This window comes from Vibrio sp. IB15 (assembly GCF_016406055.1).
Taxonomy (GTDB): domain Bacteria; phylum Pseudomonadota; class Gammaproteobacteria; order Enterobacterales; family Vibrionaceae; genus Vibrio; species Vibrio chagasii.
Genome location: NZ_JAEFCE010000009.1, coordinates 57,719 through 80,293 on the forward strand (window position 1 = coordinate 57,719; position 22,575 = coordinate 80,293).

Sequence of the window (22,575 nt, forward strand, 5' to 3'; positions counted from 1 at the left end):
GAGGGGCTAGGGATAGTGATGATGAAATTCGGATATTTTGACGATAAAAACAAAGAATACGTAGCAACCACGCCGTGCACACCAATCAAATGGTGTAATTATGTAGGCACATTAGATTTCGGTGGCATTGTTGATAGCAACGGTGGCGTGTTGTTGTGTAAGGGCGACCCGGCACTGAACCGTATTACCAAGTACATCGCTCAGCTGCCAAACTCAGATTTCAAAGGTTCGACCATGTACCTCAAGGTGCGTGATGAGGGGGGCAACGTAGAAATTTTCTCGCCTTTCTACACTCCGACTCTGAAGCCGCTTGATAAGTTTGAAAACCACACGGGTTTGTCTTACACCACCATCATGGCAGAAGCGTTTGGTGTGCGTTGTGAAGCGACCTTCTTCGCACCAAAATCAGACCAAGTTCTACTACAAGACATCAAAGTCACCAACATTTCAGACAAAGCGCTGCACGTTGATGTTGTGCCTGTATACGAATTCACTCACTTCGATGCACTTAAGCAACTATTGAATGCGGATTGGGTTCCACAAACCATGACACTGAAAGCACACCAGCAAGAGTCGGGTCACACCGTGCTTGAGCAGTATGCATTCATGAAGCGTGACTATGCAGTAAACCTGATGACAGCGGATCGCCCTGCGACGTCTTTTGACGGTGATCGCCAATCATTCCTTGGTCAGTTTGGTTACGGTACATGGGCTGCACCACAAGCGTTAGAAAACGACGAGCTTGGTAATACCGAGTGTCTGCGTGGTGACAACATCGGTGCGCTGAACCTGCGTTTAGGTTGGTTATCTCCAGAGCAGACTGAACGTACGGTTGTACAAATTTCGCAAGAACAGAGCCTAGATGCAGCGCAACCTTTACTGGCTAAATACCGTGACCACCAAGTCGTTGATTCGGCATTCGCTGAACTGGCTGAGCACTGGGATTCTTACCTACAAGCGGTTCAGGTTGAAACGCCAGATCCAGCTATGAACTCGATGCTTAACGTACACAACCCACGTCAATGCCACACGACCAAAAACTGGTCTCGTTACCTGTCTCTATATCAGCTTGGCTATGGCGCACGCGGCATCGGTTTCCGTGATTCTTCACAAGATACATTGGGCGTTATTACTCATATGCCAGAAGAGGCGCGTGAGTTCATTGAGCGCTTACTATCAGTGCAAAACATCAATGGTTCTGCGATGCACCAGTTCTTCCCATCAACCATGGAAGCGAACGCTGGTGACTCACGTGAAGAGGAAGATCGCCCGGATTACTACGGCGACGATCATCTGTGGATCATCTACGCAGTCACTCAATATGTGAAAGAGACAGGCAATGCTGATTTCTTGAACAAAGTGATTCCGTTCTATCAAAAAGACAAAGCGGGCAACCCTGTGGAAACAGGCACCGTTTGGGATCACTTGTGCCGCGCGATCGAGTTTACCTACACCAATACGGGTGAGCACGGCCTACCGTTATTAGGTTTTGCAGACTGGAATGACACGGTGAACCTGCCAACAGGTGCAGAGTCTATGATGGTCGCTAACATGTACGGTAAAGCCCTGCTTGATATGCTGGACCTTTGTGAGTTGCGTGGTGAGGAACAACTGACTGCTCAGTTCAAAGAGCAGTATCAACAGATGCAGAGCACTGTGAATGAGTGCGGCTGGGATGGCGAATGGTTTGTTCGTTACTTTGATGAGCAAGGCTTGCCAATTGGTTCTCATAAGAACGAGCAAGGGCAGATCTACACCAACGGTCAAAGCTGGCCTGTGATTTCTGGTTTCGCGACACAAGAACGTGCAACACAAGCGCTAGATTCGGTTTACAACAAGCTGAACACGACCAATGGTATCAAGCTTTCAACTCCTGGTTACAACGGCTTTGATGCACAACTTGGTGGCGTTTCCACATATCCACCGGGTGCGAAAGAGAACGGCGGTATCTTCCTGCATTCAAACCCATGGGTGATGATCGCGGAAGCGAAAATGGGCAACGGCGAGCGTGCTTATGAGTACTACCGTCAAATTAATCCGGCTTCTAAGAACGACGATATTGATACTTTCGAATCGGAGCCATACTGCTACCCACAAAACATCTTGGGCGACGAACATAAACAGTTCGGCCTAGGTCGTAATGCATGGCTGTCTGGTACTTCATCTTGGACATACGTGGCAGGTACGCAGTGGATTCTAGGTGTTCGACCTGAAATTGATGGCTTGCTGGTGGACCCTTGTATTCCGGCAGAGTGGCCAGAGTTCAAAGTTCGTCGTCAGTTCCGTGGGGCGACGTATCATATTCATGTCACGAACCCGAATAACGTATGTAAGGGCGTGGTTGAGATGAAGGTCAATGGTGACCTGATTTCAGGCAACAAAGCACCGGTATTTACATCGGGTGAGCACACGGTAGAAGTGGTTTTAGGTTAACAAAGAGAAGGGCGCTTTATGCGCCCTTTATTGCTCTTTCGTTTGGTTATCCGTTGTCGTTGTTTCGTTAGCAATGCGTTCTCTGGGGGCTGATTTCGCATTCAGCGGTTACTTTGGTCGCCTTATTGTGGTTGATAGGTAGCTTGGCATTGCCAAGTGAAGGTTTGAGACTGGTTCGGACTAAGCGTTAATAAGCCAATCTGGTTATTGAATGCATCGGCAGGGCAAGTCATGGGCTCTATTGCAATACTTTGCTCACTTGTCGGAGTGTATAGCTGAACAAATGGGTAGCTCGCATCTTGTTGATAATGAATTGCGGCTGATGAATCTGAACGTGTCAAAGTCAGTTGGTTGGTTGTCTTAGAATCAAATTCAAAGCAGTGGTTTAGGCTTTGACTGGTCAGGGAGTCATCCAAAGACAAACGGTCAAAAGTCTGTTTTTCACCATTGGGTAGGTCGTTCTCATGTACGACCTCAGCGCAAGGCGACATAGTCAATTCACACTGTTCTAGGTCATTGCCGAGCGAGAAATAAGGGTGCCAAGCATCACCGAATGGGAAGGCGAAATCACCACAATTAGAGACAGTTGTTGAGCAAGAGAGCTTACCCGTTGTGTCGATAGTGAAGGTGACTTCAAGGTTAAAAGCGAACGGGAAAGCAGGGTGCAAAGATGATGTCTGATATTGCAGTGTCACACTGGCTGATTTTTCATTGGCTGCGCTGTTTTTGATTGAAAAAGGTTGGTTGTAGAGCAAGCCATGTACGGCGTGATCAGACCAAGGGAAGTTAGCTGGGAGTTGATGGTTTTGGTTGTCGAAACTGTAGCGACCTAAGTTTAAACGGTTTGGAAAAGGAAATAATTTAGCACTGCGGGAAAAGAACGGATGCTGGTTGATCAGTTCATCATAATTCTGATAGCCAAAAATAAAAGAGAATGGACTGTTATTTACAATGTATTTATTTATAACAGCACCAAACCCATTGATTATTTGAAGTTCTATACCATGCTGCTGATTTATTAATGTGACAGAGTCAATATTTCCAAATTTTTCATTTATAATTTTAAACATGTTGATGTCTCCATTTTTGAAAGATATTAACAAGAAGAAAAAATATTCAATGGCGGTTTTAACATGAATAATAAAATTCCATATTCAAGCTATTCAGGAAATTCAGAACACTTGTGTAAAAAGGGCGACGCAGTTGAATTTATTCAACCTTGGTACACGCCAATTTCTACGACACCAGAAAATACAGGTATGGCGATCGGTGGTATCGGTAATACTTTTACATTGACGCCAAATGGTAACACGCCAAACTTCAGCTTTATTCCAGGAATATTTGTCGACTGTTCAGAGCAAGTTATTAATTTTAATGATTTTTATGCGTCAGTGATGGATGTGCCGACCATTGAAGCGCTTCAGGTTGTTAACGAGCAAGAGCTTAGTGTTCATCTGAATTTTTACCCAGCGCTATTCGATGGAAAGAAGATAGATAAAGAAAACATTTCGAATGCGATTAACCTCATTCGTGCCGCATTAGAAAATGGTAATTTCTATAAAGAAAATAAAGATAAGTTTATAAAGTGGAATGTCGAATTTTCTAATAAGACTCAATTATTAATAGAATCAGATTCATCGTCGATTGATTGTCAATTATATGTAGCCTTAGATTTCTTTAATGGTTTGTTAATAAATGATACAACGAGACAGCTATCACTAACTTCGGGAAATAATAGTGATATAGAAAGTGTTAATGGCAGCGATATCGAATATAAGGCTTTATATCCATTAGCTGAATATCAATATAATAGTTTTGATGGTATTAATATAAAGCGAAAGGTAGTCTCGCCGATCGTTAAAGAGGATAAGCGCCTCTGCTCTATGCCTATGCACTGGAACCACTTCCAGATTACTAATGAATCACAGCAAACACGCGTGATTACGCTTGCCCAACCTCTACAAAACTTGATTGGTTCAACCTACCGAAAAGGTCGTGATGGGATTCAAGATTCGGCGTGTACCTTATCTCAAAACCCGATTGCTCAGCAGCATAAAGCGGTGGAGGTCAATGATGAAAGCCACAGTTTTACTGGTGTTCAGCTCACTAGTCAGTCCCCTTATCAAAGTGACATTGAGGGTGAGGTGGTGTTTGGTGTTCAAGCCGAAAACCGTTTGACTAAATCTGGTAAGGTATCGGTGTCTGTTAAGCCAACGCTTTATACTTCGAAAGTGGCCCAGCAAACCGAGTTCGCACTGAAAACAGGCCGTACTAATACAGAATTCCAAACTGGCATCTACACTGGGCGCGAAGCTTTGAGTGCATTGGTCGTGGTTCAGGTTGAGTTGGAGCCGGGTGAATCCGTTGACCTGCGTTTCGCACAGGTGATGGCACACAGTAAAGTTATGCTCAATGGCTGGCACTCAGATAAGGCTTACACGCAATTCTACCCACAAGCAAATCCTGCCTTACCGATGTTACAAGATGTTTTGCCAAAGCTTGAGGTGATTGAGCAGAAGATTATTGAGCAACAGACCGCTTTCCTAGAGCAAGCTCAAAGCAAAATATCACAGCCTGAATCAGCGCTGCGCTATGCGACGATGGCGATGAATTCACTATCATTCCTTTCTGAATCAACAGTATGGGATAAAGAAGATAAATTCCTGGTGAAAGAGTGTGTTGATTACCCATTCTTTAATTCACTGGATGTGTATTTCTACGGCTCATTTTCATTGCTCTATTTGCTACCTGAACTTGATGGCTGCGTGATGAAAGAGTTCTCAAAAGCGATTTTGGCTGAAGACTTTACTCAGCGCCGTTACTGGGAATATGAAGCAACACCGAATGCTGAATTGATTGATGAAAAGTACCAAGGTGTGCGCGCGATTCGAGGTGCAGTCATCCACGATTTGGGGAGCCCGTTCGACATTCAGCCAGATGCGTATAGCTGGCATAATGTTAAGGAATGGAAGGACTTAGCACCGAAATACATTCTGATGGTGTACCGTCACTACCAAAACACACAAGATATATCAGTGGTTAAAGAGTGCTGGCAGGCTGTGACTGAGAGCATTGACTTCTTATCGAACTTGATTGCTGAAGGTGACGATTTACCGCTAACCCGAGGTACTGACGACACCTTTGATAACCTTGCGTCTCACGGTATCTCTATTTACTGTGCGAGCCTTTGGGTTGCCGGCCTTCAAGCCGCGAGTGAGTTGGCACAATTGATGGGCGAAAACGATCTAAGTGCGGGTTACCTAAAACGTTCGAAAAAGGCATTAGCAACAGTTGAGCAGAGCTTGTGGGATGAGAAAGAGGGTTATTACCACTTCTTCGTGACGCCAGTCCAAGCCAAGCATCTAAAGGGCGAAGGCTATCAAGCTCTGGAAACTCTCGGGCTGACTTTAACGGGGGATGCGATTGCCGATAAGAATATGCTTAACGACTATCTAAACCAAACCGATACTTCAATAAACATCGGTAAGGTAGCTCAACGTATCTCTAAGAAACGCTTGTTGAGTGAGACAGCGCCTCAAGCCTTTACTCAAGAGTATCTACAGCTAGTACCCGATTCAGACAATAGCTTTGGTGATGCACTGCTTGCCGACAGCTATCTCAAACTGATTGGCCTAGAGGGTATTTTCCCACAACAGCGCATTCAGCGTGCATTGGACTATGTTTATAAACATAACTTCGAGATTAACAGCCCTAAACTTGGGGTAGCGAACATGACGCTCGCCGATGGTTCACCACATGAGGCTTTTCAGGCGCAAGACGTGTGGATCGGCGTGCAGTTTAGTGTCGCGACAGCGTTGAGTTTAGCGGGTAAGTCGCAGCAAGCGGAAACATTGATGGATACTGTGTATACCGCGCTGTATGACTATTCAAAAATTCCATTTGCCGCACCAGAAGGGTTCAACTGTTCTGTCTCATTTGATGAGAAAGATCTTTCAGAGTCTTTTAAATTGTCACAAAGTGATGCGAAAAAGTGGATTAATGCACTTAAATTGCAAAACTGTGTGCTGTCTGACGGTCGGGTTAATCCTAGCTTGATGAAAGACAGTGATAAATTTGTCAATATGGTTCAAGGTGAAATTTCAGCGGAGCAAGCTATGGTTCTTCACAAATGGCTGTTGAGCACTGGGTTGAAATATACCGCAGGTCGTTATTTCAGACCGGGGATGATTTTCGCCTACATGTATTAACTTAATGACACGAGTTTCAACAAAAGCAGTGGTATGCACGTTGAAATAGGTGGGGAGCTCTGGGGCTCCCCAAATGTCACTGGATTAGGGTATCGAGATGCGCACTAAAACTAAAAAAACCACCGTATACGATGTAGCGAGGCTCGCAGGTGTTTCCCCAAGCACGGTTTCTCGTTTTCTTAATCGAACAACCTATGTGTCGGATGATAAAAGCCAGAACATCGAGCAGGCGATCAAAGACACCGGCTACAAGCCCAATTTTCAGATGCAGGAGAACATCAATCGCCGTTCATTAACGATAGGCGTATTGGTGCAACATCCTGATAGCCCTTATACCAGTCGTATCCTCAACGACATGGAGAAAACCCTGATAGCTCAAGGCTATTCGTTAGTGATAGCAACCGGGCATTGGCAAAAAAAGCTCGAGATACACGCTTTAGAGTATCTGGCTAAGAGCAATGTCGATGGCATGATCATCGTGACAGGCAGCATTACCAAAGAAGACATCGCGAAGTATGCGCAAGACATTCCGGTGGTTGCGGTGGGCTATGACATGGTTGCAGATAATGTTCGCTCAATTAACATTGATAATGTGTTGGGTGGTTACATAGCAACCCTCCACTTGCTCCAACAGGGGCATGTGAATATTGCTCATATCAAAGGGCTTTCAAGCCAACCGGATGCGGGAAGTCGCTTTGAAGGTTACAAGAAAGCCCTTCAAGAGGCGGGCATTAAAGTGATGCCAAAACTCGTCAAACAGGGCGATTTCAGTAGCGAGTCTGGCTATGAGAAAACCGTTGAATTGATTGAATCTAAGGTTCACTTTTCCGCTCTGTTCGCAGCCAATGACCAAACCGCTTACGGGGCGATTAAGGCGCTACACGATCACGGTTATAAAGTGCCAGAAGATGTTTCTGTGATTGGCTTTGATGACTTGCCAACGTCGAAGTATTTCACGCCAGCATTGACGACTTTGAGACAGCCAATTGAAGAGATTGGAGAGGTGTGTGCCCAATCGATTTTGAACTTACTTTCAGGTAAGAGGCATGAAGCACGACTACCACCGATAGATTTAATCGTAAGAGAGTCGACCAAGTCTTTGTATCGTTAATTTTAAGATGATCACCAAGGTGTTACGCCCTGAAGTACTCGTAGTCGACACTGCCGTTATTGAGTCGTACGACGACTGCTAAGTTTTTAAGCCTCATAACTATTTTCTGCACCAAGTGATAAAAACTCGCGTCGATGCTACCAGCCAATCGCTTGACCTCTTGCGTGACAATACGTTCCGTTTCTATTTTTGGGCTAGTATCAACTGAAGCTGCTGACAAGCTTTGGCGTTGATTACTTGCTGGTGAGATGTGTTTGTCTTCATCTTTTCTCCCTTGTGCTTCTTATTTCGCACCGATTTGATTTTCTTTGTACCAGTTAATGTCATGACAACGTAGATCTCGGCTCGTTAAGCGGTCAATTCGAAGATTGAATATAAGAGCAATAAGAAGAAATTAGAATGTTGTTTTATGCAATTTTCCAAATGAATCTTAGGGCTGGAACTTGATTAGGTGTGCTTGATGGAGTTATGTGAGAGAGTTGTCAACGATTTAAATCACTGAAACCTTCCCATTTCATACAAGCTAACTACCTGATTTTCAATAATCTACAGTAGCTAGCTTGGTATGTTAGGAGTTTAATAAAAATTTTCTAAATCAGAATAAGTTTGAGCTCCTCCAAGGTGTAGATATTGAGTTTAAGCTCAGAGAGAGCTTCACGTCTTGAAGCTTACTTAGATCATGACTTTCAAAATCTTTTAGCTTGAATGTCCAATTAGATAACAATGTCGGTTTAAAATAATAAGGACCGAAGTATTCATCAATGGCGCCATCTTCTACTATAGTGTTGTGTGATCCCACACTTTTATAGGAATAAAACTTATACTGTGGGCTAGTGTTGAAGGTGTAGCTAGTCCCTAAGTATGTATCTTGGAATTGACCAGTATGGCTCACCTGGAACTTATAATAGCCATCGGGCAAGTCATTACCTACTAGTTGAATACCAATTTTGTTAACTCTGATTCTATCTCTATCCTTCAATGTGCCACCAGCAAAACTGGAAATATTATATTCAAATGGATTTCTTTGAAAGCTAACATATTTATTGTTATTAATACTAATAGTAAACTCACCACTTTCTTTTAAGCTTTTGACAACATCTTCGTTTTCTAATGGGAATGTATACTCATAATTTTGAGGATAAGAGTTAAGGCTACTTAGATGATCTATTAGATCTTGGTTCATTGTTACCAAGTTTTTATTATATTCCTCGTATGTGGAATTCAACTTAGGAACAACGGAGCTATTTTTAAATGTATTGTATTTTAGGGCCGCGTTATAATTTAATTGAGTTGTGTACAATGGTCTTTTGAAAAAGTTATAGCTCCTGAATAGGTACTTTTGAACTTCTAACATGTTAGACTCATCATCTTCTATTTTTTCAATTAAAGCTTCAACACGTTCTAGATCTTCTAGAATAGCTGTTTTTTCGAGCTCTAACTCTACAACCCTAGCAGACATTTGAATTAATGCTAACTGAGTACCAGTCACAGCAGAGCCCCAAGTCATTAATCGATCAAGAGATGCTCGATAAGCCTTAGCTCCTCTTATTGATAGCGCTTCGGCAGCTCCAAGCATTTCTGAAATATCTTGCTGAGTGAGTGTCCAATTCAGTGCAGAGGATTCTAGTTCAGGAATGGCTAAATTGATATCATTCATCTGCTCACGAAGATCAGCCCCAAACTTCTGCTCTTTGACCATTTTTAGAATAGCAGTAATATTATCACTTAATTTTTTGATATGACCTATATTTTCAGCTAGCTTCTTTAAATTTTTAACATCAAAAACAGTTTCTTTAACATCACTTGCTATTTGATCAGCAGAGTCAGCAACGCCACCAACATTACCTGTAAATGCTCCAATAAATGCTTGACCTAGGTCAGCTAGGATAGATAAACAGTTAAACATGGTTTCAATGACAAAATTAGCTTGGTACTCAAGTATGCCTTTTTGAAAGTCTTTTTCTAGAACCTCAACAATAGACTCTTGTTTTTTAAATTCTTCACTTCGTTCTTCTATAACTTTCTGGTAGCTGTCGATTTTTTTGTTTTGGTTATCTATTATTCCCTGTTGCGCTTCTAAAGCACTTTGTAGATGACCCAGCATTAGTTGAGCTGCATCTTTTCGAGTCTCGATATCTAATGTATGATCTTCGAACTGGTTATATTCATCTTGAAATGAAGACATTGAATCAAGGATTATCTGATAAGAATCAGAATAGACATTCATTTTTAATTTTGGAACATAATTACTTGAATTATTGTTCATTTCTAAAAATATTTTTATAGCTTGAATAGAATTGTATAATCCTGCTAGGTTAATATCTTTATCCAGTAAAGATTGCGATTTACCTAAAATATCTGAGTACCAAGATAACATATCTAAACTCAAATTAGGTACTTGATCGTAAATAGAGACACTCATGTCAAATGCTTGATCAAATATAAATTGAGGATTGTTGTTAGAAGATGTTAAATAGCTGTTGATGTTTAAGTTTTCATCATTATAATCCGTAGGGGATTGGTTTTTTTGTTTTACATATCTGTAGTGACGGCCATTTTCTAGGTGTACTTGGTTAAAAGAATTTAACGTATTAATAGAAATTCTAGTATCAATTTCATTTGATATAACATTAACCATAGCCCTTGAATCTTCAGAAGCTGATAAGTTTACTGAGTGTTCACCAGTTATCTTCCTAGCTAAGATTAAAACTGACTGATTTGATATGTCCGAGACAACAGGAGAATCAATATTTATTGTGTCAGCAATAATAATAATGTTTCTAGCATTCTTATTAGATCTTAAAAGTTCAATTAATAAATCAGAGTTAATAAGCATTCCTTGAATAACACCATCCTTGTAGGATGTTGTTTGTTCTATATCCTTATAAGAGGATGGGTACAACTCATCTTCAGTGAGATTGTAATAGTCTGTAAAAGGAGTCGCACTCGAACTATTGGAAGCTAAAATGATACTTAAAGCTAAAATTGTTTTTTTATACATTTTTTTCTCAATATAAACTTAAAATAAGCAAACTTAAGTTTGCTTATTAAAATTATCAAACTGCTATTTAGTTAAAATTGATTTTTTTAGTTGGTGCTTCACTTATAAATGCATTTGCAGCCCATTTATTAGCGACATTACCAACTTCAGCCCACAGTGCCTGAACAGCTTCGACTTCAGTCTGCGTATTCCAAGCTGCAGTCCAGTTATCTGGATCATTCAGTACATCGTCAGTGTCAATACCATCAATAGCTTGTATCGTCGTATCTAAAGTATTGGTAATATCGGCCCAGCCACCTTGTAATTTTTCAAGTGATTGGCGAGCAGCCCCCATAGAGGATTCAATATTATGCATATTACCTGTCGCAAGTGTCCAAGAGGTGTACACTTTTAACTGAGTATCAAGTTCTTGCTGTTTTTCTTCAAGCTCTTGTTTTTTAGCTTCTAATTCAGCCTTAAACGCGATTGCTTCTGCTGAACATTTTGCAGCACAGGTAATTGCAGCAATCGTACCCCAAGGTGGAATCCACGCATATGTAAGAGTCGTCCAAGAAACGGTTTTCCATTTTACATACTTTGCATTGAGAGCATCTTTTTCCAGTATTAAGCGTTCAATTTCAGATTTTAGAATATCTCCGTTATTGCCAAGTTCATCTTGATAAGCATCTTCTAATCGATCTAGCTTAGTTTCGGACTCTGTTAAAGTTAATACGAATTCACCTAATTTTTCATTAAGTAAACCAGCTTTATCATTAAATTCATGAGTTTCATTACTCATTTTTATGAGTTGTTTTTTAAATGCAGATTTATATCTATCAAACTTTTCTTGATCATCATATAAGGCGGCATCATACATTAACTCTGCAAGACTTGATAAAGCATTAGATTTAGAGTTAACTTGTAAGGAATAGTTTTTAAGGTCATGTGCCAGTCTAACCATTTGATCTCGATAACCATTAGTTCCTAGCCATTCGATCGAGATATTATGTATATCTTGATAGTTACTTAATAGCTGAGGATATACTCCAACAAACGGTAAGTCACCTAGCTCAAACTCCCATTTCATGTCTTGTTCTGTATGAGGTAAGCTATATGCCGTTTGTGCAAAAAATTGAATGTCTGACCATTCGTCAGTTGAAAGTATGAAGTCGCCGTTTTCTTCAAATACTGTCGGGTCCCCCAATAATAGACCTTCATTGGCAATTTGAAATGATTGGGTCTGCCCCGAATAATTTTGTGACTTATAGGTGTTCATTGTGTTTTGTGCTGAAAATACAGAAGTACTTTGTAGTGCTGCAATCGCAATGGTTGTTAAAAGTATCTTTTTCTTAAATCTCATATTAAGTTTCCTTTTAGTGGTATGTTCTTATTGTTACGCTGTTTATAAATTCTTGGCATTTCTCACTCAATGCCAGCCAGTTATCACCAAGTGAATCCGCTGTGTATTCAGCTAAGATATATCCCACAGTGGGATCTTTTAAATCACAGTCGAGTTCTTCAATTGTTGATATCACTAGCTCCATAGAGCTGACAAAGGCTTGCCACTGCCCAATTAGATGGCCTAAGCTATTGGTTGCTGGTCCGATTAACATATCGGTTGATTGGATACTCTGTCTGGCTAGTTGCCATGACCTGAAGATTTTTAACCCATGATCTAATGAGATTTCCAGCTCATTTAGTTCTTGTATTTTTTCTTCTCGTTGGCGATTAACTTCTGCGGCTTGCGACCCGTAAACTCCTGCGACAGCAGGCGCAATGAACCAGCCCCAGAAAGGTACCCAGGCATATGTTGGAGTTGTTGCAGCGATGGTTACAAGCCTCGCATATTCTTTATTTAAAGCATCTATTTCCTTTTTAAGATCCTCTATATCTTCTTTTATTGAGTTTTCATCATAATTCCCAATTAAGTCTCCATACCTAGATTCTAAAGTTTCTAAGTCTCTCTGTTGGTCTATTAATAATGTTTGAAAATCAATCATTTCCCTGGCTAATTTTTCAGCTTCTTCTGCACGAGGTATAGCGAATTTGAGTTGCTCTCTGAGAAGCATCACTAATGGCCCTTTTGTATTTTCGAATAGCGTTGAATTTCCTATATCTGCAGCATATTGAAGATTTTCTATCGACCAATAAATAAATTCCATTATTCCTCCAGAGAAACTACACCATCCAGACATTGCTTGAATGTTGTCTAATAAACTACGGAATGTTTTGTTATTCCATTTCTCTGCGGATTGCTTGAGTTCTTGGTAGCAGCTCATTAACCAATCAAAACCAGAAACATCTATGTGTTCAGGTATAGAAAACTCTGTTGTAAACTCTTTTTCTGTTGTTGGCAGTGAAAGAGCATGTGTGATATACATCTGTATCTGTAGCCAGTGATGATCAGTCAATATGAACTTTCCATATTCATCAACAAACACCCCTTTTCCAGCAAACCTATCTACATCTGAATTTTCCTTATAAATATCAACACCATTTTTTAAGCCTTTAGATAATGCTTCCATAGGTAAAGTTGAGCAAAATATTGAGGCTGTAATTCCTTTTAAAATAAATCGTCTTTCCATAATTCTCTCTAATTCTTTAATGCTTTTTTTATTAATATATACAAATCCCCTTTATTTATAAAATTAAAATCAATGCAAGAATATCCTTTTAATAAAAATTAATTATATATTTTTTCTATTGATAGGCGTTTATGCTTTTTTGTTTTTTATATAACGTAGTACTTGTTATATGATTTCTTTATTTATTGATTATTATTTTAAATAAGCTTTCACATACAAATAATAATTTAAAATCAGCAGAGGTATTAATAGGTGCTAATATTCGTAATCTATATGTTTTAATGTTTGAATTTGATTAGTGGCTAAAGATTTTTAATCAATTAATTGATAGTGTTGTCAATTTTTGTGGGTTATCGCTTGCTTTGTTAACCTTTCTTTTTTCATATGATTTTGTGAACGTCATAGAGTGGGGGCTAACGACATGATGTGGCAGGAGTAGTTTTTCTGATTTGGAAACTTTGTCGTGTAATTAAATTTACAGATAGAGCTATTCGTATCGTTCTTAGTCAATACGAACAGTTTTAGTCATATTTAACCTAGTAAGCTTGTCCAACGCTTTGAGTATCATTGAGGTCTCATCTATCACGCTGTCCCATGATTAATCTGTATACTTGCGTCCACACATTAATCTCCTCCTCATCGTTCCAAAAGATGAAAGAACTACATTTAATGAGTAATGTATTTGATTGTGGCTATGTGTAGTTTACCAAGGTTGGGGCAACAGAGCCTTGGCATTAGAGGAAAAATATTGTTGTTATTCAAGATGTTCAATACAAATCAATTTTATATCTTCATCTGATAGAGGCAATTGAGTTAAGCCGCATAGATGGGTGCCTTTAGATAAAGGTTGATTATGTTGACATGTGGCACATACACCAAAGGTGTGTAGACGGTTTTCATTCTGAATTGAACGCAGTAAAAGTTGCAATTGCTGTTGTAATTCTGCGCCATCGACGCCTGTATTTTCCTTTTTATTCGTATTTATTGCCCGTTTCATCAACGGTGGTGGGAACACGGTTTTTATTAGCTTCCTGCCCTGTTGCGATACGACTAAATGCGTCACCCTCTTATCTGTTACGTCAGGTTGTTTTATTAAGTAGCCTTTGGCTTCCAGTACTTTAAGACTTTGGGAAACCGTGCCTTTTGTTAAACCCAAGTATTCAGTTACGGCTTTTGGTGTGTCAGAAAATCGATTGCAAATTGATAAGTAGTACAATGCTTCAAAATGGATAGGCTGAAGGCCATAAGGCGTTAAATCGGCCCGCACTTCATTTCTAAGCAGATTACCGACTCTATCGAGTAAGTGATATAAAATTTCTGTATTCATGAATTAATAGTATCGACTAAAAACAATGTTGACAAGCGGGATTCTATACGATTATGCTATTTGGTGTCGACTCGAAACTAAAAGGCAAGAAAATGAAAACTTCTAAACTAGGTTTATCTATATTGGCAGTATCGGTAGTGGCAAGCTCTGGTCAGGTGTTCGCACACGCAAATCACACAGGTGGTATTAATTCTCAGGTGAGTTCTGGCATATTGGCACCATTTGACATCATTCACACCAAAGTCACGACGAAAGGGAATATCGCGACTTTTCATATGGCAGTCTCTGAGCGAGCTGGAGAGGTTAAGCCTACGGCAACAGGCAAACTTGCAGGTAGTAACGTGTTCTCTTACGTTTGGCCGACAACTCTCAACAGTAGTCTGGTTGGTTTCGACGATAATGCAGGAATACTCGCGCTAGCTGTGACGTCTCATCCAGATTTTGATGATACGCCATTGTATGACGAGAATGGTGATGGTAATAAAGCGAATGATGGTGATGTCTGGCATAGTCACTGGGTGGTTTTAGAGCCTAATGAGCAGTGCGGAGTTGGTGCACTTGGTGTGGTAAATATTCCTGAAGGAGCCAAGCCTAATTTACCCAAAACTTGGCCAGGTTTACCGATTTTGATTGATAGCCCTGATTATAAACCCAACTTCAAAGAAAATTCGGTTAATGTAAGTTTTCGGTTTGACAATGTAGAGGCGCTGAATTTGGCACAATTTGACGGAGTTACGTCTGGTCTGAGAGTCAATGCTAGTGCACATTCACCTTTGCTTTGTGTGGTTGATGTTTTTGATGTTGCATCCGGTGATCTATCACTGCCGGGTAAAACGAACCAGTAGGAGGGTTAACATGAATCAATGGTCAAAGGCCCCAGAGCTCAAAGTATCGAGCTGGTTAAATACAGATACTCCTTTGCTTCTTAGTGAGTTGAGAGGTAAAGTCATTGCCTTACACACATTTCAGATGCTCTGTCCTGGTTGTGTAAGTCATGGATTGCCACAAGCTGCCAAGTTAGCACATTTCTTCAAGGATGAAGCGCTAGAGGTCATAGGGCTACATACGGTTTTCGAACACCATGAAGCTATGCAGCTTAACTCACTTAAAGCATTTGTACATGAATACCGTCTAGATTTTCCAATCGCAATTGATGCTCCTTCAGGCGGATCAATACCTATTACAATGGGCGAATATGGATTAGGGGGGACTCCTGGATTGGTTCTAATTGATAAAATGGGCCATATTCGATTTACTCATCATGGCACCATTGATGACATGATGCTGAGTAAAATGGTGTCATTCTTGTTGGGGGAAGTAACTTCAAATGATGATAGCTTTAATTGTACCGTCAATGATTTAAGGTCGAGTAGTGGAAAATGTTCAGTAAGTTGAACGCCATTGCGGGCATGCATTTGGATAATGGATTCGTGTTCGTATAATGCGATCGACTAGTCAATAAAGATTGTTTTAGTTAAGGCTCGCTATTTGAAATAAGGAAGCCACTTTAACGATTCGGTTGGATATTGATTACAGTAGGTGGAGTGAGGTTGTACTCAATTGAAAGTCTGAAAAGACTGTTAATACAAGTAAATGTACGTGACCATCGTTATCAACCACTAAACTGATTTTCTTTATATGTCAGAAACGAAAAATGTCGCATCCATGCGACATTTCTCTTTTGGCGGCCAAACCAGTTTTGCTATATCCATTCTAGAGTGCAATCCATTAGATGCTTTTTCAGAATGTACTTATAAGACGCTGTTAATCTTGATTAGTTCCCTTTAAGCGGCATTTTTTTCCGAATTATTTTCTAAATCGAATGACGCTGCGATGAGTTTCTTGGTGTAGTCGTTTTTCGGCGCATTAAAAATCTCTTCAGCTGAGCCTTCTTCCATCACTTCACCCTTCTGCATCACAAGTACACGATCTGAAAGTGCCTTCACTACCGAAAGGTCATGGCTAATGAACAGGAAGCCAATATTGTGTTTAGTTTGGATGTCTTTGAGCAGGTCAATCACGGTCAGCTGTACTGAGCGATCGAGTGCTGAAGTCGGTTCATCCAGCAAAATGAAAGATGGCTCAAGAATCAATGCACGAGCAATCGCAATACGTTGTCTTTGTCCACCAGAGAACTCATGCGGGTAGCGGTTGATTGAGTTCGGCTCTAGACGAACTTCAATCAGCGCTTTACGAGCTCTTTCTAAACGTTCTTGTTTTGACAAGTGCGGTTGATGCACCGTTAAGCCTTCGGTGATGATTTCGCCAACCGTCATACGTGGTGACAAGGAACCATAAGGGTCTTGGAACACCATCTGTACATCTTTTTTCAGGCTATGGCGCTGTTTGTCGTTGAGTAAGCTGACGTCCTGCCCTTTATAAACAATACGACCTGAGCTTGGTAATAAGCCGATCAACGCACGTCCAAGTGTTGATTTACCAGAACCAGACTCGCCAACAATACCGAGGGTTTCACCTTGTTTTAGGTTCAATGAGATGCCTTTCACCGCTTGAAAGTACTGGTTTTTTGACTTAATGAAGTGCGGTTTCACCAAGAACTTAACGCGAATATCTTCAGCAGACAGAAGCTCTGGCGCTGTGGCGCTTACCGGATCTTTCGCCCCTTTAGGTATCGAGTTAATGAGCATTCGTGTGTAGTCATGTTTAGGACTATCGAACAGAGATTGAGTCATCCCTTCTTCTACGAGTTCACCTTTACACATCACTAGCACGCGGTCGGCGAAGTGTTTCACCACACCTAAATCATGAGTGATGAACAAAATTGCCATTCCCATCTTGCCTTGAATCTCTTTGATAAGAGAAAGCACTTCAGCTTGAACCGTTACGTCGAGTGCTGTCGTCGGTTCGTCAGCAATCAGAATATCCGGTTCATTAATCAGTGCCATTGCAATCATGATGCGCTGCAGTTGACCACCCGAAAATTCGTGAGGGTACTTGGTGTATGACTTTTCTGGCATTGGCAAGTGCACAAGATTAAACAGCTCTATCACACGCTGTTTGGCTTGAGACTTCGACACTTTACGATGACACATAATGGCTTCTGCCACTTGAATACCGACGCGCAGGTATGGGTTCAAAGATGTCATCGGCTCTTGAAAGATCATGCCGATTCTGTCGCCACGAATCGACTGCATTTCACGCTCTGATTTTTCGAGAACAGACTCGCCTTCAAACTCAATTTGAGACTGCGGATCAATAATGGCGTTGTCTGGCAGTAGACGCATCAGTGCGTTAGAAGAGACAGATTTACCAGAACCTGATTCCCCAACAATGGCCAAGGTTTCGCTAGATTTAAGGGTAAAGTTAACCTTTTTCACCGCATCAACGATTCCATCGTTGGTTTTGAAGCTAACGGAGAGGTTATTGACTTTAAGAAGAGCCCGGTCCGACATGATATATCCTTATCAATTTAAGACGTTTGGTGAAGATTGAACTTCTGACGTTGTTTTAAGTTGCCCAAAATGGTGATGAGCACGTTGAATTTGTTCTAGTTCGAGCATCCAATGCGAACTGCGTTGCGCGCTACAAAATGCGATTAAGTGGTTAAGTAGATCTTCACTCTGCTTTTCCAGTAACCCGTGGGTGCGTTGAATCAGCTCTGTGCTCTCAAGAGAGATAAATTGCATTAACGCATAAGACTGATTCAATGTATCAAAGGCTTGTTGGTGTTGCCCTAAACGGTTGAGAATCTCAGATTGAGCCACGCTTGCATCTCTGAGTCCCGCAAGTAGACAGGCAAATTGGCAAGGCTTGATATCGCTTTGGTATGCCGCATCTTGAATGTGGTGAGGAAGAGAATTGAGAACATCACCATAAAGACGCTGTGCTTCTGGCCAGTGACCTTGCTCCATTAACTGTTCAGCTTTTAGGTAGTGCATCCAGCATCGTTCAATTTCCATATCCACATCCTCGATTTATAATATTTTAAAATGTTAATGATATTTATTATCAATTGCAAATTAAAATCATTCAGATGTTAGGTTTGGTGAATTAAATAGCTTGTTATTCGTAAAATTGCATTAAATTGTGTGTTATTTGTTCGGTTGAACAGCGATGTAGCGTAAGTCACTAAATTTATAGGCAATTACATCTACACTGAATTTATCTACACCCAAGAAGTAAAGGACTAAGGAGGCGGCGATGGCGATTCAAAGACTCAATGCAGAACAACTGTATCAGGTAGCAGAACTCGAAAAGTTACCATGCAAGTCGACCAAAGAACTGGCTCCAATTGACGAAATCGTCGGGCAAGAACGTGCGCAAAAAGCCGTTGAGTTCGCGATGTCAATTAAGGAAAAGGGTTACAACATTTATGCGATAGGACGCAATGGTCTGGGTAAGCGCACCATGATCTTGCGTTATCTCAACCGACACCCTCATGAAGTTGAGGAGCTTTTTGACTGGTGTTACATCGCGAATTTCGAGGATATCCGTACACCTAAGGTATTGAAACTTCCGCGTGGCGTCGGCAGTAGCTTAAAGCAAGATATTGAAAAGCTGATGCGCAAACTCATCAAAGCGATGCCACTCGCGTTCGACAATGAGATGTACTTCAGCCGTGCTGATCGATTAAAGAATCAGCTAGCAGCCAAGCAACAAGCAGCGTTAGAAGCGATCAGCCAAGAAGCAAAAAAGAACGGCGTGAACCTGACGATCACCACTCAAGGTGATTACCAGTTTGTGGCGATGAACGGCGATGAGCTTCATACCGAAGAGAGCTTTGACCTGTTGTCACCGGAAGAGCAAGACCAATTCGATAAAACCATCGATGCGCTGGAAGTTGGGCTGCGAACCATTTCTCGTGAACTGACGGAGCTTGAAGAGACGTATACTGAAAAGATTCAAAAGCTTAATGATGATACGGCGCGAGATGTGATAACGCACTTCATCAAGCAATTGAAGAAGGATTACAGCCAATACCCAGACATTAAAAAGTACCTAACCGCACTGCGTAAAGACATTGTCGATAATGCTGATATTTTCTTAGAAGAGAGCACTGAGCAGGCCGAAGTTGCGACGGCTTCTTTGGATAAGAAAATGCCGCGTCGTTACAAAGTAAACGTGATTGTGAGCCAGAAGGAAGACACTCTACCGATAGTGGTCGAGGAGAATCCGAACTATCACTCTTTGTTTGGTTATGTAGAAACGGCAACCTTTAAAGGCACTGTATTTACTGACTTCTCATTGATTCGTGCAGGTAGCTTACATCGAGCGAACGGTGGCGTGCTGTTGATGGACGCGGTAAAAGTGCTAGAGCAACCTTACGTATGGGAAGGCCTGAAGCGTGCGCTGCGTTCTCGTCAGTTAAGCTTCACTTCATTAGAGAAAGAGGTGACGTTAACGGGAGCGGTGTCGCTCGACCCAGAACCTATTCCTCTGGACGTTAAGATCATCTTGTTTGGTGATTACCGCACATACCAACTGCTGCAGCATTATGATGCAGAGTTTGGTGAGCTGTTCCGTGTGACGGCTGATTTTGAGGATGAGATGAAGCGTACTGCTGATTCTGAAATGCATTATGCGCGCTTCATTTCGAGCATCGTCCATGACAACAATATGCTCCACTGTGACCGCAAGGCGATTGCTCGCATCATTGAACACAGTTCTCGTCAGGCGGGTGACCAAGGTAAGTTGTCACTGCACTCAGCACACATTGCTAATCTGCTTCGTGAATCTAACTATGTGGCGAGAGGTTCGAAATCGAATCTGATTCGTGCATCGCACGTCGACCAAGCGTTATCGAACCAACAGATGCGTGTTGGACGACTGCAAGACAGCGTAATGGAAACCTTCACCAACGGCACAACTTTGATTCATGTCGATGGTAAAGCTGTAGGGCAGGTCAATGCGCTGTCGGTATTAAGCACAACGGATCACATGTTTGGTGCGCCAAACCGAATCACGGCAACCACCGCTTATGGTGACGGTGAAGTGATTGATATTGAAAGAAACGTAGACCTTGGCGGCAGCATTCACTCGAAAGGGGTGATGATCTTGTCGGCATATCTCTCTTCTGTGTTTGGTAAGACGGCTAAAGTCCCGCTTACGACTAACATCACCTTCGAGCAGTCTTATGGTGGCGTTGATGGCGATAGTGCGAGTATGGCGGAGTTCTGTGCCGTTGTATCTGCATTTTCTAAGCAGCCAAACCGTCAAGACATTGCGATTACTGGCTCTATGAACCAGTTCGGTGAGTCTCAGCCAATTGGTGGGGTGAACGAGAAGATTGAAGGCTTCTTTGATGTGTGTGAAATCAAAGGTCGTTCTAATGAGCAAGGGGTTATCATCCCGCGCTCTAATGTTCATAACCTGATGCTGCGCAGTGACATCGTTAAAGCGGTGGAAAAGGGCGAGTTCAATATCTGGGCGATTGATCATGTGACAGAGGCGATTGAGCTGTTCACGGGTAAAGCCGCTGGTGAACCGAGTGATGAGGGAAGCTACCCAATCGATACTATCTTTGGTATCGCTCAGGCTAAACTCAACGCACTGCGTAAATAGCTTAACGCTTTAAGCAGATTAGCTAAATAACCGTTAACCTTAAACGAAACAGCCATCGATATTATCGATGGCTGTTTTTTGATTCTTACAATCTCTAGCGCTTAAGCGTTACGCAAACGAAGTTTGGTGCCGTCGAACTTCAGCTTACTGAGCAGGTTCTTGGCATTGGCCTTACCGATATCATCAAACTCGACACCATAACGTGCGTAGTGCGTTGATCTTTGTAGATTACACACAATCCCTCGTAGTGGCGGAATCAACGGACCATTGTAGTTCTCAGGCGTAATTTCGATAGAGACTCGATCAGCTACCTGAATTGGTCGAGAGGTTGGTGGTGTGACAAAGCGACAACCACTCTTTGAGAGGTCTCGAATCTCGCAGTTCATGCGTTGATCATCAAAGATCACACGAGAACTGAGGTTTACTTCATAGCGCGTTTCTTTACGCAGTTGCGTCACTTGCATGGTACTTGGTGTGGAAAGCACTATGATCGGAAAGGGTTCGCCAATGGTGTGGTGAATCTGAGATCTAAAATGGATCAGAGCGCCTTCGCCTCGCAAAGAGTAGGCACGAGCCGTCATCCCAAAGCCTTCCTGAAAGAAAAAGCGTAGGTCATCACTAGAGACCTCCGGCACCTCAATCAGGATACAGTTATCACTGTGAGTGCCGATAAATTTGGTGGTAGCGAGAAACTTGGTACCAACAGGTGTCGAGACATTTAACGTTAGCTCACTGCCATGCTCAATCATAGCCAGCGCATCGGTACTATTAATGGTGGTGACGGTTCGATTTCGAGGGTCTTGCAGTGCCTGATTATGCTCCAAAGGCTTCTTCAGTGGTGCGTTCATTATAGGTTCTCCATGTGCCAACATGCGTCTGTTAGATATTGATAACTTGCTAACAAGGGGTTATTACGTGCTAGATTTAGTAGGCGTACTAACGCAATTTATAGAGTGCTTTTAATTGGTTTGAATTTTATTTATAACCACACGCTATAATAATATTTTCTTTGATTGTAAGTACTTAGTTTTATTTATATGCACTTGCGTTAGTCTATTACAAGGAATTCATACTTCAAACTTTAATTGTTTGTCGTATCCATTATTTGCAGGAGTTGAGAATGCAGGCAGTTAAATGGGATCAAGATGCGAACCAGATCACGGTTGAGTTAGAACCAGATCAGTTTGCGGTAGTTAAGTATAAAAAGGATGGCGAGGTACTGCATATCACTTCCACTCGAATCCCTGATGAACTGCAAGGCAAGGGCTTTGGTAAGGTGATGATGGAATCGGTACTCCCTGAAATTGAGCGTGCGGGTTACACAATTGTCCCAGTATGCAGTTATGTTGTTCATTACATGAAAAGACAGACACAATGGTCACACCTTTTAGCCGATAAAGCGTAGCAAC

General features: G+C 41.7%; 15 protein-coding genes and 1 pseudogene. 7 read left to right on the forward strand and 9 right to left on the reverse strand.

Annotation, left to right across the window (positions count from 1 at the left end):
• Positions 1-18: 18 nt before the first annotated feature.
• Positions 19-2,433 (forward strand): GH36-type glycosyl hydrolase domain-containing protein, encoded by a 2,415-nt coding sequence (locus tag JC606_RS05095; RefSeq protein WP_137407123.1) that lies wholly within the window; start codon positions 19-21, stop codon positions 2,431-2,433.
• 122 nt (positions 2,434-2,555) lie between these two features.
• Here JC606_RS05095 and JC606_RS05100 read toward each other — a convergent pair whose 3' ends face one another.
• Complete coding sequence (locus tag JC606_RS05100; RefSeq protein ID WP_198778152.1) at positions 2,556-3,503, reverse strand: aldose 1-epimerase; 948 nt, start codon at positions 3,501-3,503, stop codon at positions 2,556-2,558.
• A gap of 63 nt (positions 3,504-3,566) precedes the next feature.
• Here JC606_RS05100 and JC606_RS05105 point away from each other — a divergent pair, with 63 nt between their 5' ends.
• Complete coding sequence (locus JC606_RS05105) at positions 3,567-6,641, forward strand: GH116 family glycosyl hydrolase (protein WP_198778153.1); 3,075 nt, start codon at positions 3,567-3,569, stop codon at positions 6,639-6,641.
• A 97-nt stretch (positions 6,642-6,738) separates the two neighbouring features.
• Positions 6,739-7,752, forward strand: a complete 1,014-nt coding sequence (locus JC606_RS05110) for a LacI family DNA-binding transcriptional regulator (protein WP_198778154.1) — start codon at positions 6,739-6,741, stop codon at positions 7,750-7,752.
• Between the two features lie 67 nt (positions 7,753-7,819).
• Here the strand turns inward: JC606_RS05110 and JC606_RS23640 are convergent.
• The 5 genes and pseudogenes from JC606_RS23640 to JC606_RS05130 all read right to left on the reverse strand — a co-directional run.
• A pseudogene (locus JC606_RS23640) lies at positions 7,820-8,016 on the reverse strand (hypothetical protein); the annotation flags it as partial.
• Positions 8,017-8,347: 331 nt separating this feature from the next.
• Positions 8,348-10,753, reverse strand: coding sequence for a hypothetical protein (locus JC606_RS05115; protein ID WP_198778155.1), 2,406 nt, complete (start codon positions 10,751-10,753; stop codon positions 8,348-8,350).
• 67 nt (positions 10,754-10,820) lie between these two features.
• A complete protein-coding gene (locus tag JC606_RS05120) occupies positions 10,821-12,092 on the reverse strand; it encodes an alpha-xenorhabdolysin family binary toxin subunit A (RefSeq protein WP_137407129.1) in 1,272 nt (423 codons plus the stop codon).
• Between the two features lie 13 nt (positions 12,093-12,105).
• Positions 12,106-13,317 (reverse strand): alpha-xenorhabdolysin family binary toxin subunit A, encoded by a 1,212-nt coding sequence (locus JC606_RS05125; RefSeq protein ID WP_137407130.1) that lies wholly within the window; start codon positions 13,315-13,317, stop codon positions 12,106-12,108.
• Between the two features lie 754 nt (positions 13,318-14,071).
• Positions 14,072-14,644: a MarR family winged helix-turn-helix transcriptional regulator gene (locus tag JC606_RS05130; RefSeq protein WP_137407131.1), complete on the reverse strand. Its 573-nt coding sequence runs from the start codon at positions 14,642-14,644 to the stop codon at positions 14,072-14,074.
• A 92-nt stretch (positions 14,645-14,736) separates the two neighbouring features.
• On the opposite strand from JC606_RS05130, the gene JC606_RS05135 reads away from it, so the two are divergent.
• Both JC606_RS05135 and JC606_RS05140 read left to right on the forward strand, forming a co-directional pair.
• Complete coding sequence (locus JC606_RS05135) at positions 14,737-15,489, forward strand: hypothetical protein (RefSeq protein ID WP_137407132.1); 753 nt, start codon at positions 14,737-14,739, stop codon at positions 15,487-15,489.
• A 10-nt stretch (positions 15,490-15,499) separates the two neighbouring features.
• Positions 15,500-16,039, forward strand: a complete 540-nt coding sequence (locus JC606_RS05140; RefSeq protein WP_137407133.1) for a redoxin domain-containing protein — start codon at positions 15,500-15,502, stop codon at positions 16,037-16,039.
• A 389-nt stretch (positions 16,040-16,428) separates the two neighbouring features.
• On the opposite strand, the gene JC606_RS05145 is transcribed toward JC606_RS05140, so the two are convergent.
• Both JC606_RS05145 and JC606_RS05150 read right to left on the reverse strand, forming a co-directional pair.
• Positions 16,429-18,057, reverse strand: coding sequence for an ABC transporter ATP-binding protein (locus tag JC606_RS05145; protein ID WP_198778156.1), 1,629 nt, complete (start codon positions 18,055-18,057; stop codon positions 16,429-16,431).
• A 12-nt stretch (positions 18,058-18,069) separates the two neighbouring features.
• Positions 18,070-18,564: a hypothetical protein gene (locus JC606_RS05150; RefSeq protein WP_008218112.1), complete on the reverse strand. Its 495-nt coding sequence runs from the start codon at positions 18,562-18,564 to the stop codon at positions 18,070-18,072.
• Between the two features lie 241 nt (positions 18,565-18,805).
• On the opposite strand from JC606_RS05150, the gene JC606_RS05155 reads away from it, so the two are divergent.
• Positions 18,806-21,166, forward strand: coding sequence for a Lon protease family protein (locus JC606_RS05155; RefSeq protein WP_137407134.1), 2,361 nt, complete (start codon positions 18,806-18,808; stop codon positions 21,164-21,166).
• Between the two features lie 101 nt (positions 21,167-21,267).
• Here the strand turns inward: JC606_RS05155 and JC606_RS05160 are convergent, their stop codons facing one another.
• A complete protein-coding gene (locus JC606_RS05160) occupies positions 21,268-22,014 on the reverse strand; it encodes a PilZ domain-containing protein (protein ID WP_137407135.1) in 747 nt (248 codons plus the stop codon).
• A 272-nt stretch (positions 22,015-22,286) separates the two neighbouring features.
• On the opposite strand from JC606_RS05160, the gene JC606_RS05165 reads away from it, so the two are divergent.
• Positions 22,287-22,571, forward strand: a complete 285-nt coding sequence (locus JC606_RS05165) for a GNAT family N-acetyltransferase (RefSeq protein ID WP_137407136.1) — start codon at positions 22,287-22,289, stop codon at positions 22,569-22,571.
• Positions 22,572-22,575 lie beyond the last annotated feature (4 nt).